We start from the raw sequence: 13,752 nt of genomic DNA, 5'->3' as shown, positions 1-13,752 counted from the left end.
ACCTCCTGGGAGCGATGAACTGGGCGTGATCCGGGGCTACTTGACGCCGAGACCGGCGTCGTCGACGCCCGGCTGTGCCTCGCTGACGAGGACCTTGTTCAGCGGCTCGAGGTCGTAGATGCCCTTGAGGTCGGGCTTCTTCAGGAGGCCCGCCTTGACCGCGTGGTCCGCCTCCAGGTCGAGCGTCGTGGCGAGCGGGTCGTCGGTGAAGTCGATGGACTTCCACGCCGGGTCGATCACCTTGGCGGGCAGCGCCTTCCCGGACTCCTGCTCCAGCTGGGCGTTGGCGGCCTTCTTGGCCTCGTCCGGGTGGGACTTGATCCACTTGTTGGTCTTCACCGTGCCGCGCAGGAACGCCTCGACGACCTTCGGGTGCTCCTTGAGGAACTTCTGGGACACGATGATGTTCGTGATCACGAACTTCTTGTCCGGCCACAGGTCCTTCTCGTCGAGCAGCACCTTGGCGCCCTCGGAGACCAGCTTCGACGCGGTCGGCTCCGGCACCCAGGCGCCGTCGATGGAGCCGGACTTGTAGGCGTCCGGGGTGACCTTGTTGTCGGTGCGCACGACGGACACGTCGCCCGCGCCGCTCTGCGCGTCGACCTTCCAGCCCTTCTCCGCGATCCAGTTGAGGAAGGCCACGTCCTGGGTGTTGCCCAGCTGCGGGGTGGCGATCTTCTTGCCCTTGACATCGGCGACCGACTTGATCTTGTCGGGGTTGACGACGAACTTCACGCCGCCGGACGCGGCGCCGCCGATGATCCGCAGGCCCTTGCCCTTGGACTGGACGTAGCCGTTGATGGAGGGCGAGGGGCCGATGAAGCCGATGTCGATCGAGTCGGACGTCAGCGCCTCGATCTCGGAGGGGCCCGCGTTGAAGGTGGCCGGCTGGATCTTCGTGCCGTTCAGTTCCTTCTGCAGGATGCCCTGGCGCAGGCCGACCAGAGCGGTGCCGTGCGTCAGGTTCGGGAAGTAGCCGACCCTGATGTCCTTCACGTCGTCGATCGGGTCGCCCTTGGCGACGGCCTCCGTCTTGTCGTCGGCCTCCGAGCCGTACCCGCAAGCGCCGAGCGCAAGGGCGAACAGCGGCAGAGCGGCGAGAGCGGTGAGGCGGGTGCGTGGTCGCACGGAGGTGTTCCTCTCAGAGGCCCGGCGGGTCCGCCGTCAGGGCGGCGCCGGGAGGTCGGCAGGTCTTCGTCGTACGGGACGTGCGGGACGTGCGGGACGTGCGGGACGTGCGGGACGTGCGGGTCGTGCACGACGTCCGTGGGCGCGCAAGCGGTGCGCGTACGTCAGCGCGCACATCGCGCCACCCCGCCCTGCCCGCTGCCGAGGGCACCGCTGCCGATGCGGCCGCCCTCCTTCGCGAAGGTCGAGAAGAAGTCGACGCAGGTCATGGTCAGAAGTCCCAACCCTCGTCGTCCGCAGCCGAGTCGGCCGCGGCCTCGGCCGCGGGCGCGGCGAAGGAGTCGCCCGCCATGCCCGCCGCGAGCGTCGTGCCGTCGGACGGGTCGATCAGCAGGAAGGAACCCGTACGCCGCGAGTCCGCGTAGGCGTCCAGGGCCAGCGGCTCCGCCGTGCGGACCTTCACCCGGCCGATGTCGTTGGCGACCAGCTGCCCCGGGTCCGGGTGCTGCGAGAGGTCGTCGAGGGTGAGGCGCGAGGGGATCTCCTTGACGATCGCCTTGACCGTCCGCGTGGTGTGCTTGAGCAGCACCCGCTGGCCGACCGTGAGGGCGGTGTCCGCGACGTGGCAGACCGTCGCCTCGACGTCCTGCGTGGTGGGCGGGGTGTCGCCGCTCGGCACGATCAGGTCGCCGCGCGAGATGTCGATGTCGTCCTCCAGGAGGAGCGTCACCGACTGCGGGGTCCAGGCCACGTCGACCGGCTCGCCCAGGAGGTCGATGCCGGAGATCTTCGACGTGCGGCCGGACGGGAGCACGGTCACCGACTCGCCCACGCGGAAGGTGCCCGCGGCGATCTGGCCCGCGTAGCCGCGGTAGTCGGGGTGTTCGGCGGTCTGCGGCCGGATCACGTACTGCACGGGCAGGCGCGCGTGGCAGGAGGTGAGGTCGTGGCTGACCGGGACCGTCTCCAGGTGCTCCAGGACGGTGGGGCCGCCGTACCAGTCCATGTTCGAGGACGGCTCCACCACGTTGTCGCCCGCGAGCGCCGAGATCGGGATGGCGGTGATCTCCGGGACGCCCAACTCGCCGGCGTACGCGGTGAATTCCTCGGCGATCTTCGCGAAGACCGCCTCCTCGTACGCGACGAGGTCCATCTTGTTGACGGCCAGGACCACGTGCGGGACGCGCAGCAGGGCGGCTACGGCCGCGTGCCGGCGGGTCTGCTCGATGACGCCGTTGCGGGCGTCGACCAGGACCACGGCCAGGTCGGCGGTCGAGGCGCCGGTGACCATGTTGCGGGTGTACTGCACATGGCCCGGGGTGTCGGCCAGGATGAAGCGGCGGCGCGCGGTGGCGAAGTAGCGGTAGGCCACGTCGATGGTGATGCCCTGCTCGCGCTCGGCCCGCAGGCCGTCGGTGAGCAGCGCCAGGTCGGGGCCCTCGGCGCCGCGGCTGCGCGAGGCGTGCTCGACGGCCTCCAGCTGGTCGGTCAGGACCGACTTGGAGTCGTGCAGCAGGCGGCCCACGAGGGTGGACTTGCCGTCGTCGACGGACCCGGCGGTCGCGAAGCGCAGCAGGGTGGTGGCCGAGAGCTGCTCGACCGACAACGGCTCGGCGCCCGGCTCGGCGGTGCTGTGGTTGCTCATGGTTAGAAGTACCCCTCGCGCTTGCGGTCTTCCATCGCGGCCTCGGACATCTTGTCGTCGGCGCGGGTGGCGCCCCGCTCGGTCAGCCGGGACGCGGCGATCTCGGCGATGACGGCGTCCAGCGTGGTGGCGTCCGAGTCGACGGCGCCCGTGCAGGACATGTCGCCGACGGTGCGGTAGCGCACCAGGCGCTGCTCGACGGGCTCGGTGTCCTTGGGGCCGCCCCACTCGCCGGCGGTCAGCCACATGCCCGAGCGGCTGAACACGTCCCGCTCGTGCGCGAAGTAGATCTCCGGCAGCTCGATGGACTCGCGGGCGATGTACTGCCACACGTCCAGCTCGGTCCAGTTGGACAGCGGGAAGACACGGACGTGCTCGCCGGGGGCGTGCCGGCCGTTGTAGAGCTGCCACAGCTCGGGGCGCTGGCGGCGCGGGTCCCACTGCGAGAACTCGTCCCGCAGCGAGAACACCCGCTCCTTGGCGCGGGCCTTCTCCTCGTCGCGCCGCCCGCCGCCGAAGACCGCGTCGAACTTCTCCGCCTGGATCTTCTCCGTGAGGGGGAGGGTCTGCAGGGGGTTGCGGGTGCCGTCGGGGCGCTCCTTGAGCACACCGCGGTCGATGTAGTCTTGCACGGACGCGACGTGCAGGCGCAGGCCGTGCCGGGCGACCGTGCGGTCCCGGTACTCGAGGACCTCGGGGAAGTTGTGCCCCGTGTCGACGTGGAGGAGCGAGAAGGGGATCGCCGCGGGGGCGAACGCCTTCAGCGCCAGGTGCAGCATGACGATCGAGTCCTTGCCGCCGGAGAAGAGGATCACCGGCCGCTCGAACTCGCCCGCCACCTCACGGAAGATGTGCACCGCCTCGGACTCCAGAGCGTCCAGGTGGCTGAGGGCGTACGGCGAATCGGTGCCCTCGGCAAGGGAGTTGACGGTCGTGGTCATCGGGCCAGACCCCTCTCTATGAGCAGCGCGCGCAGCGCGGCCGCGGACTCCTGCACGGTCTGGTCCTGGGACTCGATGCGCAGATCGGGCGACTCGGGTGCCTCGTAGGGGTCGTCGACCCCGGTGAGCCCGGAGAGCTCGCCCGCGGCCTGCTTGGCGTACAGACCCTTCACATCGCGTACGGAGCACACCTCGACCGGCGTCGCGACGTGCACCTCGACGTACGCGGTGCCGTTCGCCTGGTGGCGCTTGCGTACCGCCTCGCGGCTGTCTGCGAACGGCGCGATCACCGGGACCAGCGCCAACACGCCGTTGCGGGCGAGGAGTTCGGCGACGAAGCCGATGCGCTGCACATTGGTGTGCCGGTCCTCGCGGCTGAAGCCGAGGCCCGCCGAGAGGAACTCGCGGATCTCGTCGCCGTCGAGCACCTCGACGCGGTGGCCCCCGGCGCGCAGGGTGCCCGCCAGCTCGTACGCGATGGTGGTCTTGCCCGCGCTGGGCAGGCCGGTGAGCCAGACGGTGGCTCCGGTCGTCACGTGGTTCTCCTGGGTCTGTGCCTGCTGGGTCTGTGCCTGCTGGGTCCGGGGCGCGGTCATCCGTGGATCCCGCACTCGGTCTTGGCGTTCCCGGCCCAGCGGCCGGCCCGCGCGTCCTCGCCCTCCAGGAGGCGGCGGGTGCAGGGGGCGCAGCCCACGGAGCCGTAGCCGTCCATCAGGAGCGGGTTGGTCAGCACGCCGTGCTCGGTGACGTAGGCGTCCACGTCGTCCTGCGTCCAGCGGGCGATGGGGGAGACCTTCACCTTCCGGCGCTTCTCGTCCCAGCCGACGACGGGGGTGTTCGCCCGGGTCGGGGACTCGTCGCGGCGCAGTCCGGTGGCCCAGGCGGCGTAGCCCTTGAGGCCGTCCTCCAGGGGCTGCACCTTGCGCAGCTTGCAGCACAGGTCGGGGTCGCGGTCGTGCAGCTTCGGGCCGTACTCGGCGTCCTGCTCGGCCACCGTCCGGCGCGGGGTGAGGGTGATGACGTTGACGTCCATCACGGCCTCGACGGCGTCGCGGGTGCCGATGGTCTCCGGGAAGTGGTAGCCGGTGTCGAGGAACACGACGTCCACGCCGGGCAGGGCCCGCGAGGCGAGATGGGCGACGACCGCGTCCTCCATCGAGGAGGTCACGCAGAAGCGCGGACCGAACGTGCCGGCCGCCCACTGGAGGATCTCCAGCGCGGAGGCGTCCTCCAGCTCGCGGCCCGCCTGCTCGGCGAGCGCCTTCAACTCGTCGTCCGTGCGCTGCTCTTGGCTCTGAGTCGTCGTCATATCTCTTCCCCTCCACCGCTGGTGTGCTGAAGGCCCCGGGACAGCAGCCCGAGGAACTTCAGCTGGAAGGCCCGATTGCACGCCGCGCATTCCCAGGCGCCGTGCCCGGTCTCGTTCGGGCGCAGGTCCTCGTCCCCGCAGTAGGGGCAGTGGAAGGGGGCGGCACGCTCGCTCATGAGAGGGCCTCCTCGGAGGCGCGCGCGGCCCAGGCGGCGAACCGCTCGCCGTCCTCGCGCTCCGCCTGGAAGCGCGTCAGGACCCGCTCCACGTAGTCGGGCAGCTCGGCCGCGGTGACCTTCAGGCCGCGGACCTTGCGGCCGAACCCGGCCTCCAGGCCGAGCGCGCCGCCGAGGTGCACCTGGTAGCCCTCGACCTGCTCGCCGTTCTTGTCGAGCATGAGCTGGCCCTTGAGGCCGATGTCCGCGACCTGGATGCGGGCGCAGGCGTTCGGGCAGCCGTTGAGGTTGATGGTGAGCGGCTCGTCGAACTCCGGCAGGCGGCGCTCCAGTTCATCGATGAGCGAGGCGCCGCGCGCCTTCGTCTCGACGATGGCGAGCTTGCAGAACTCGATGCCGGTGCAGGCCATGGTGCCGCGCCGGAACGGCGAGGGGTTCACCTTCAGGTCGAGCGCCTCGAGCCCCGAGACGAGCGACTCGATCTGCTCCTCCTCCACATCGAGCACGATCATCTTCTGCTCGGCGGTGGTCCGCAGCCGGCCCGAGCCGTGCGCGGCGGCGACCTCGGCGATCTTCGTGAGCGTGGCGCCGTCGACCCGGCCGACGCGCGGCGCGAACCCGACGTAGAACCGGCCGTCCTGCTGCCGGTGCACCCCGACGTGGTCGCGCCAGCGCTCCACCGGCTGGTCGGGGGCGGGCCCGTCGACGAGCTTCCGCTTCAGGTACTCGTCCTCCAGGACCTGGCGGAACTTCTCCGCGCCCCAGTCGGCGAGCAGGAACTTCAGGCGGGCCCGGGTGCGCAGGCGCCGGTAGCCGTAGTCACGGAAGATCGAGATGACGCCTTCGTAGACGTCCGGGACCTCGTCCAGCGGGACCCAGGCGCCGAGCCGCTGCCCGATCTTGGGATTGGTGGAGAGCCCGCCGCCGACCCAGACGTCGAAGCCGGGCCCGTGCTCGGGGTGCTGGACCCCCACGAAGGCGATGTCGTTGATCTCGTGCGCCACGTCGAGCAGCGGCGAACCGGAGATGGCGGACTTGAACTTCCGCGGCAGGTTGGAGAATTCGGGGTTGCCGACGATGCGCCGCTGGATCTCCTCCAGGGCGGGCGTGCCGTCGATGATCTCGTCCTCGGCGATCCCGGCGACGGGCGAACCGAGGATGACGCGGGGCGTGTCACCGCATGCCTCGGTGGTGGAGAGCCCCACGGCTTCAAGGCGTCGCCAGATCTCCGGCACGTCCTCGACGCGGATCCAGTGGTACTGGATGTTCTGCCGGTCGGTGATGTCGGCGGTGCCGCGCGCGAACTCCTGCGAGATCTCGCCGATGACGCGGAGCTGCTCGGTGGTGAGCCGGCCGCCGTCGACCCGCACGCGCAGCATGAAGTACTCGTCGTCCAGCTCCTCCGGCTCCAGGATCGCGGTCTTGCCGCCGTCGATCCCGGGCTTGCGCTGGGTGTAGAGCCCCCACCACCGCATCCGCCCACGGAGGTCGTTCGGGTCGATGGAGTCGAAGCCGCGCTTCGAGTAGATCGTCTCAATGCGTGTCCGCACATTGAGACCGTCGTCGTCCTTCTTGAACTGCTCGTTGCCGTTGAGCGGAGTGAAGTGCCCGACGGCCCACTGCCCCTCGCCGCGGTGACGGCTCACCTTGCGGCGGGGCGCGGCGCTCGTGGGCTTTTCTGGGGTGGGGGCCATGGCGGTACGTCCTTCACGGGCGGGCGGAGACATCTCTGACCTGCACACTTCGCGCAGGAGGCGCGGCGGTGCGCAGTGGCAGTGTTGCAGTGGGGTGTAAAGAATCGAGCGAGAAGTGCGGCGGGGCTGAGTCGATCAGCAGGCCGGACAGATGGCGCTGGACATGCGGCCGAGGTCGACGTGGCGTCGACTCACCAAGGCAATTCCAGCTGCAGACATGACGGAAGCGTGTCACGGGACTTTCGGCCCAGTCCACCATTATCCAAAATGTGGACACCCTTGTCCCAGATCGTGGACAAGGGTGTCGTCGGTCACACCAGGGCCGCGCACCGTGCGCGCGGTCCGTACACCGTGCTGGTCAGGCGCCCGGCCACGGCCCCGGAGCGGCCACGTCCGGCTCCTGCTCGACCTTGGTGTCGAAGAGCTTGAAGCCACGGCGCAGATAGTTGTCCATCGCGTGCTCACCGTCCTCGCTGCAGGTGTGCAGCCACACGCGCTTGGTCGGCGTCCGCTCCGGCCACCGCTCGGCGAGGTCCCAGGCCCGCCGGGCGCCGTACGCGAGCAGGTACCCGCCGATGCGGCGCCCCCGGAACGCCGGGACGAGCCCGAAGTAGACGATCTCGACGACGCCGTCCTCCTGCGCGTCCAGCTCCACGTATCCGGCCGGGGTCCCGCGGTCGTACGCGACCCAGGTCTCGGCACCCGGCCGCCCGATCACCTCGGTCCACTGCGCGTACGTCCACCCGAGCCGGTCCGTCCACCGGATGTCACCGCCCACGGAGGCGTACAGAAAGCGGCTGAATTCCGGCGAGGGCACCTCGGCCCGCACGATCCGCACATCGCCCTCGGGCGCGGCGGCGGGGAGCAGATCCGTGGGGGACGTCTGCTCCAGGGACCAGGTGGTGACTGTGATGCTCATGGAGGTCAGGGAATCACACCGACGAAAGTAGTGGTCGGCCGCGCTTTCGTCGGGTGCGATCGCGACCTTGGAGGGCAGCGCCGGGGGCCGTCGCCGGAACAGGATGGCCGCAGCTCCGTACGGGGCGTGACCACGCGGGAATTCGGGAATGGCGAGGGGCCGGGCGCAGATGCAGGGGAAGACGATCGAGTACGGGCTACGTCCGCCGGCGCATGCCGTGGACCGGCGGGCCGTGACCTGGTGGACCCTGCAGGCCGCCCTCGTCTCCCTCGGTGGACTCGCCTGTGCGGCGGGGGCGTCGGCCGGGCTGTGGTGGTGGTTGTCGCTGTCGGCCGGCGTCATCGGTGGTGTCGGTGCGGGGCTGGTGCTGCTGGCGGCCGCCTTCGTGGTGGTCGTGCCGCGGTGGCGCTATCGCGTGCACCGCTGGGAGGCCACGGGGGAGGCGGTGTACACCGTCTCCGGTTCGCTCTGGCGGCTCGTGCGCATCGCGCCGATGGCCCGGATCCAGACCGTCGACACCGCGCGCGGCCCGCTCCAGCAGCTGCTCGGCCTGTCCACCCTCGTCGTCACCACGGCCTCCGCCGCCGGGCCCGTGCGCGTGCACGGCCTCGGGCGCGCGCGGGCCGAGGAGCTCGCGGCCCGACTCGCCGCCGCGGCTCAGGCCGCCGAGGGGGACGGTGCGGCATGAGGGGCGCTGTCGAGGGCGGTACGGGGAACGTGATGGCCCACGACTCGGGATGGGGGGCGTGGCGGCGGCTCGACAAGCGGCTGTTGCTCGTTCAGCTCAAGTGGCTTGTCCCGCCGGTGTTCTCCGTCGGCTTCTACGGGGTGGTCGGTCAGGGGCGGCTCGACCGTGAGGCGTTCGTCCGGCTCGGTCTGATCGGCGGGGTCTTCCTGGCGATCATGCTGTGGCGGCTCGTCGAGCTCCTCACCACCAGCTACCGCGTCACCGACGAACTCCTCGAAGTACGCACGGGGTTGCTCGGGCGCAGGCACCGGGCCGTCCCGTGCGACCGCATCCGTGGGGTCGACCTCGTCGCCGATCCGTTCCTGCGGGTCTTCGGGCTCGTCGCGGTGAAGGTCACCACGGCCGAGGGCGGCGGTGGCGGCGGTGACGGGCAGGGGGATGTGCGTCTTGAGGCGTTGCGCAAGGGGGACGCGGGCGCTCTGCGGCAGCAGTTGTTGCGTCGGTCCGTGGCGGCCGCCACCGCCCGCCGCTCCGTGTCCACCGGGCACGACCGCGTCATCGCCCGCCTCGACTGGGCCTGGCTGCGCTATATGCCGCTCAACTCCTGGGGCGTGCTCGCCGTCGTCGTCGCGGGTGGCGCGGGTGTGCGCGTCCTCGACGGGCTCGGCGTCGAGCCGGAGCGGGTGCTGCGGGCGACCGTCGGGGTCCTGGGCGTCACCGGGCTGTGGGAGGGCGTCGCCCTCGGCGCGCTCGCGCTGCTCGTGCTCGGGTCGGTCACCGCCGTGGCGCTCGCCGCCGAGGAGTGGTGGGGCTACCGCCTCGAGCGGGACGAGAACGGTGACTTCGCCGTGCGCCGTGGCCTATTGACCACCCGCTCGCTCTCCGTCGACGCGCGCCGCATGCGGGGCGTCGAGGTCACCGAGCCCCTGGTGCTGCGGCTCGGCGGCGGGGCGCAGGTCGCGGCCGTGGCGACCGGCCTGGACACGGCGGAGGAGTCCGAGGCCACCAAGTTGCGGGTGCTCAGCCCCGCCGTGCCGCGCCGCCGGGCCCACCAGATCGCCGCCGCCGTCGCCGGCAGCCGCCTCTCCCCGACCGCCGTCAGGCTGCGCCGCCACCCGCGCGCCGCGCTGCGCCGCCGCCACGTCAGGGCCGCCGTCATGGTGCTCGCCGGGTGTGCGGTGCCGGCCGTGATCGGCCTGTGCCTGGCGCTCGTAAGTACCGGAACGTCCACAAGTGCCGCCGCTTCTGCGGCCGTTGTGCTCCTGCACAGCGCCTGGATCTCCGCCGTGGTGCTGCTGCCCCTGGGCGCGCTGTGCGCCCGCGGTGCCTACCGCTCGCTCGGCCACGCCCTGGAGGGTCCCTACCTGGTGACGCGGTACGGCTTCTTCGTCCGGCGCACCGTCGCCCTGCGGCGCGACAGCGTGATCGGCTGGAAGATCGCCCAGTCGCCCCTGCAGCGCCGCGCGGGTCTCGCGACCCTCTACGTCACCACGGCCGCCTGCAAGAGCGGGGCCTTTCCGGTACGGGACGTGGAGCTCGCGGAGGGGCTGCGCTTCGCCGCCGAGGCCGTGCCGGGGCTGCTCGCGCCCTTCGTCGAGCGGCGGTGAGCACGGTGCGGCGGTGAGCACGGTGCGGCGGTGAGCACGGTGCGGCGGTGAGCACCGTGCGGCGACCAGGGCGGTCCCGCTCAACGCCCGCCGTGCACCGCCTCCTTGGCCGGTACGAAGACCGGAAGCCGGGCCTCGACCTCGAAGCCGCCCTCGGCCGACGGCTCCGCGCGCAGCTCGCCGCCCACGAGGCCGACGCGTCGGCGCAGGCCCAGCAGGCCCACGCCGGAGCCGCTGCGGCGCAAGTCGTCACGGCCTGCGCCAGCGAGCTGTCCGTGCTCCGCAGCGACGGGTCCGTGCTCCGCCTCCGGCTCCGTGTTCCGGATCGTCAACCGCACGTGTTCCTGGCCGTACTGGGCCCGCACTTCGACGGCGGCGCCCGGCGCGTGCTTGATCGCGTTGGACAGGGACTCCTGGACCACCCGGTACGCGGTCCGGCCGATCACCGGTGACACCACGCCGGAGTCGCCGGTGCGCGTGAACGCGACCCGTACGCCCGCCGCCGCCGACTCGGCGACCAGTTCCGCCAGATCGGGGGCGGCGGGTTCCTCGGCCGCCCGGCCCGGTGCCGCGCCGTCCGCCACGGCCCGCTCGCCGGCCGGTGACCGCAGCACCCCCAGGAACTCCCGCAGCTCCTCCAGCGCCTGGTGCCCCGCCGCCCGCAGCTCCTCGGCGGCGCGCCGGGTCGCGTCCTCGCGGGTGGTCATCCGCAGCGCCCCCGCGTGCAGGACCATCAGGCTCACCCGGTGCGTGACGATGTCGTGCATCTCCACCGCCAGCCGCGCCCGCTCCTCCGAACGGGCCCGCTCGGCGAGCAAGTGCTGTTCCCGCTCGGCGCGGTCGGCACGGTCCCTGAGCACGTCGGCGAGGCGGTGCTGCGAGCGCACGTACATCCCGGCGAGCGCGGGCACGGCGGTGAGCAGCAGGCCGGGCGCGACGATGGCGGCGTCCGGCGCCCACGGGCGGGTGGCGACGAGCGTGAGGGCGCCCGTCAAGGCCCAGGCGAGCCGCAGGTTCGCGCCGAACACCGTCGCGCTGTAGCAGGCGAAGGGCGCCGCGAGGGGCACCCACACCCCGGACTCGTCGACCTCGGGCAGCGTGCCGGGGGAGACGCCCTCGGTGACCATCGGCACCGCGGCGACCAGCATCAGGGCCATGACCCACATCGGCGCGGTGCGCCGGAACAGCAGCGCGAGCGCGGCGGCGGCCTGGAGCGCGGGGGCGATCCGGTCCTGAGGGGAACCACCTGCCCTGAGGACCGCGGTGAGCGTCGTCAGCACGAGGAGACACAGGACGAGATCCACGGCCCGGGCGCCCCAGGGAGGCAGGGCCCGGGTGCGCCGCGGCAGCCAGTCGGAGGATTCCACGTCGATCATGGTAGGACTACGGGCTTACTGGCCGAAGAAGCTCTGGCCAAAGATGGCGGGTGGGCATACGTTCACCGAGCTGCCCCAGCCCCTGGCCGCTTCCCGACTGCCAGATGTCACGGACCGGGGGGTTCAGGTGGGTACGCCGGCGCCGAGCATGGAGCGGGACGAGCGTGAGGGGGGCGCGGGGCCCGAGGGCAGAACCGTGCACGAAGATGCCCAGGAGCCCGCCCTGATCAGCCAGTTCGGGCTCCTCGACTCGGCTCTCTCCATGGAGTTCACGACCCACTTCGACGGGGACGGCGGCGCCTGCGCCGTGGTCGCGGCGGCCGAGGCCCTGGCCCGGGTGATCGAGGCGCCCGAAGGGTTCCTGGAACCGGTCCTCGCGGCCGGGGACGCCGTCGGCCGCACCCTGCTCTCCCGCAGCGAGGCCACGCAGTGCCGCCTCGTGCTCAGCGCGGACCCCTCCGGGATCACCCTCGCCGCCACCGACGACGCGGAGGTCTCCCTGGACTCGGCGGAGCGGCCCACGGCCCTCAAGGAGGCGGCACGGGCACGCACCGACGACGAACTCCGGGTCCACCGGGGGCCCGACGGGCACCTGTGGGTGGTGTGGAGACGCGGCTGGGAGGCCGTGCCCGGGACATGAACACCCGCAGAGCCACATGAACGCCCGCAGAGCCGCATGAACGCCCTAAGAGCCAGCGGAATCAGGCGGCGCCGCACCGCCGCGCGCCCGCCGCACCGCCGGCGCCGTCGAGTGCGGCAGCAGGTCCAGCGGCAGCTCCGGGGTGCGCACCTCGACCTCGACGTCCTCGTGGAAGCGGTAGGGGCGGTGTGCGATGAGCCCGCCCAAGTACCGCCGTACGCGGGAGAGTTCGGCCCGCACCGTCACCGTGCGGCCGGGGTCGCCGAACATGTCCTCGGACAGGTCGGACGCGGTGCGGCCGGTCCTGCGGTGCGTGGCCAGCAGATAGAGCAGCTCGGCGTGGCGCGGGGAGAGCTCGTGCGTCCAGCACCCGGCACCGCTCGCGACGGTCACCGACCAGCTGCGCGCGCCGCTGACGTCCAGGACGACGCGGGTCGCGGCCGGGGAACCCGTACCGCCGTCGCGGGCGCCGTCGTCGAGGCGCAGCAGCCAGCCGCCGGGCAGCGGCTCCACCCGGCAGCGGCCGAGCGAGGGCAGCCAAGGGGTGCCCGCTGCAAGGGACTTGGGCAGGGGCACCCGGTCGGTGGGGAGCATCCCGGTGACCGCGGCCGTCCACCCGTGGGTGTCCACGGCGACGGCGCGGCCGCCGATCCGGGCGAGGACCGGAGAGGCCACCGCGCGCAGCCGCTCCAGGGCCGTCAGATGCAGATCGCGCAGGCGGGCCTCGCCGAGCTTGGCCACCGAGTTGACCAGGGCGAGCGTCGCCGGGTGCATCGTGGTGATGGGGCCGCTGACGTCCACCACGCCGATCAGGCGGCCGTCGCGCGGATCCGTGACGGGCGCGCCCGCACACGTCCACGCGTGGTGGGTCTGCACGAAGTGCTCGGCGGAGAACACGTGGAGGGGGCGGCGCACCACGAGGGGCGTGCCTATGCCGTTGGTGCCGACGACCGACTCGTTCCAGTCCGCGCCCAGTTCGAAGCCGAGCGAGTCCGCGCTGCGCAGCACCGCCGCGTTGCCCTCGCGCCACAGCACGCGGCCGTCGACGTCGCAGACCACCATGATGTGGTGCGCGGCGTCGGCGACGCTGACCAGGCCCTCGCGCAGCACCGGCAGGATGTCCAGGAGCGGTGAGGCGCGCCGCCGCTCCTCCAGCTCCTCCAGGCTGAGCAGCCGGGAGCGGATGTCGTGGTCCGGGTCGACGCCGCCCTGCAGCATGCGGCCCCAGGACTCACCGATCAGCTGCCGGGGCCGCACCGGGGGCCGGTGCCCGGAGAGCGTCGCATCCCGGACCCCCTTCAGCAGGCGGGCGGCGTTGCCCGCGTCCAGCGCGGAGATCGCCGCGAGATCGAGCGTCGACGTCGCGTCCATCACGGATCCTTCCCGAACAGACCGTTGTGCAGGGGCATGTACCCATCGTGCCCCGTACCCGGCCGCGGGGAAGATGCTTCGTGGATGAACCACCAAGGGGTGCAACCTCTTGCAACTCTCGCGAACAACCGTGCGGTGATCGAAGCTTGAACGAACGCCGCTCGCACGGCGTTCACGCTCCTTACGGGGCCTGTGTGCGGGGGTGGTGCCGTGTCGGCGCAGCACCACCCCCGTGAATTCGCCTGTGACCAGGCCGAC

At 72.0% G+C, this 13,752-nt stretch carries 14 protein-coding genes; 3 read left to right on the top strand and 11 right to left on the bottom strand.

Annotation, left to right across the window (positions count from 1 at the left end; genetic code table 11):
- Positions 1 to 36: 36 nt before the first annotated feature.
- From ACFWYM_RS16465 to ACFWYM_RS16425, 9 genes are all read right to left on the bottom strand, one after another.
- Positions 37 to 1,128, bottom strand: coding sequence for an ABC transporter substrate-binding protein (locus tag ACFWYM_RS16465; protein ID WP_384836461.1), 1,092 nt, complete (start codon positions 1,126 to 1,128; stop codon positions 37 to 39).
- Positions 1,129 to 1,399: 271 nt separating this feature from the next.
- Complete coding sequence (locus ACFWYM_RS16460) at positions 1,400 to 2,773, bottom strand: sulfate adenylyltransferase subunit 1 (protein ID WP_384836458.1); 1,374 nt, start codon at positions 2,771 to 2,773, stop codon at positions 1,400 to 1,402.
- Between the two features lie 2 nt (positions 2,774 to 2,775).
- Entirely contained in the window at positions 2,776 to 3,714 is a 939-nt protein-coding gene (gene cysD / locus ACFWYM_RS16455) for a sulfate adenylyltransferase subunit CysD (RefSeq protein ID WP_384836455.1), read from the bottom strand.
- On the bottom strand, positions 3,711 to 4,310 hold the full coding sequence (gene cysC / locus ACFWYM_RS16450; RefSeq protein WP_384836452.1) for an adenylyl-sulfate kinase: 600 nt from the start codon (positions 4,308 to 4,310) through the stop codon (positions 3,711 to 3,713). The genes cysD and cysC overlap by 4 nt, the downstream gene beginning before the upstream one ends.
- Entirely contained in the window at positions 4,307 to 5,023 is a 717-nt protein-coding gene (locus tag ACFWYM_RS16445) for a phosphoadenylyl-sulfate reductase (RefSeq protein ID WP_384836449.1), read from the bottom strand. Before ACFWYM_RS16445 ends, cysC begins: the two co-directional genes overlap by 4 nt.
- Positions 5,020 to 5,199, bottom strand: coding sequence for a hypothetical protein (locus ACFWYM_RS16440; RefSeq protein ID WP_384836445.1), 180 nt, complete (start codon positions 5,197 to 5,199; stop codon positions 5,020 to 5,022). The genes ACFWYM_RS16445 and ACFWYM_RS16440 overlap by 4 nt, the downstream gene beginning before the upstream one ends.
- Positions 5,196 to 6,893: a nitrite/sulfite reductase gene (locus tag ACFWYM_RS16435; protein ID WP_384836442.1), complete on the bottom strand. Its 1,698-nt coding sequence runs from the start codon at positions 6,891 to 6,893 to the stop codon at positions 5,196 to 5,198. Before ACFWYM_RS16435 ends, ACFWYM_RS16440 begins: the two co-directional genes overlap by 4 nt.
- Positions 6,894 to 7,028: 135 nt before the next feature.
- Positions 7,029 to 7,112, bottom strand: coding sequence for a putative leader peptide (locus ACFWYM_RS16430; RefSeq protein ID WP_384836728.1), 84 nt, complete (start codon positions 7,110 to 7,112; stop codon positions 7,029 to 7,031).
- 139 nt (positions 7,113 to 7,251) lie between these two features.
- A complete protein-coding gene (locus ACFWYM_RS16425; RefSeq protein ID WP_384836439.1) occupies positions 7,252 to 7,812 on the bottom strand; it encodes a GNAT family N-acetyltransferase in 561 nt (186 codons plus the stop codon).
- A gap of 169 nt (positions 7,813 to 7,981) precedes the next feature.
- Here ACFWYM_RS16425 and ACFWYM_RS16420 point away from each other — a divergent pair, with 169 nt between their 5' ends.
- Positions 7,982 to 8,500 (top strand): PH domain-containing protein, encoded by a 519-nt coding sequence (locus tag ACFWYM_RS16420; RefSeq protein WP_384836436.1) that lies wholly within the window; start codon positions 7,982 to 7,984, stop codon positions 8,498 to 8,500.
- Positions 8,497 to 10,107, top strand: coding sequence for a PH domain-containing protein (locus tag ACFWYM_RS16415; RefSeq protein WP_384836433.1), 1,611 nt, complete (start codon positions 8,497 to 8,499; stop codon positions 10,105 to 10,107). The genes ACFWYM_RS16420 and ACFWYM_RS16415 overlap by 4 nt, the downstream gene beginning before the upstream one ends.
- A gap of 80 nt (positions 10,108 to 10,187) precedes the next feature.
- On the opposite strand, the gene ACFWYM_RS16410 is transcribed toward ACFWYM_RS16415, so the two are convergent.
- Complete coding sequence (locus ACFWYM_RS16410) at positions 10,188 to 11,474, bottom strand: sensor histidine kinase (protein ID WP_384836430.1); 1,287 nt, start codon at positions 11,472 to 11,474, stop codon at positions 10,188 to 10,190.
- A gap of 205 nt (positions 11,475 to 11,679) precedes the next feature.
- Between ACFWYM_RS16410 and ACFWYM_RS16405 the strand changes: the two genes are divergently transcribed.
- Positions 11,680 to 12,123 (top strand): hypothetical protein, encoded by a 444-nt coding sequence (locus tag ACFWYM_RS16405; RefSeq protein WP_384836427.1) that lies wholly within the window; start codon positions 11,680 to 11,682, stop codon positions 12,121 to 12,123.
- Between the two features lie 45 nt (positions 12,124 to 12,168).
- Here ACFWYM_RS16405 and ACFWYM_RS16400 read toward each other — a convergent pair whose 3' ends face one another.
- Entirely contained in the window at positions 12,169 to 13,494 is a 1,326-nt protein-coding gene (locus tag ACFWYM_RS16400) for a GAF domain-containing protein (RefSeq protein WP_384836424.1), read from the bottom strand.
- Positions 13,495 to 13,752: the final 258 nt, after the last annotated feature.

The sequence above is a fragment of the Streptomyces sp. NPDC059009 genome, from assembly GCF_042740175.1.
Lineage (GTDB): Bacteria > Actinomycetota > Actinomycetes > Streptomycetales > Streptomycetaceae > Streptomyces.
This window is presented reverse-complemented; position numbering and strand designations above follow the sequence as displayed.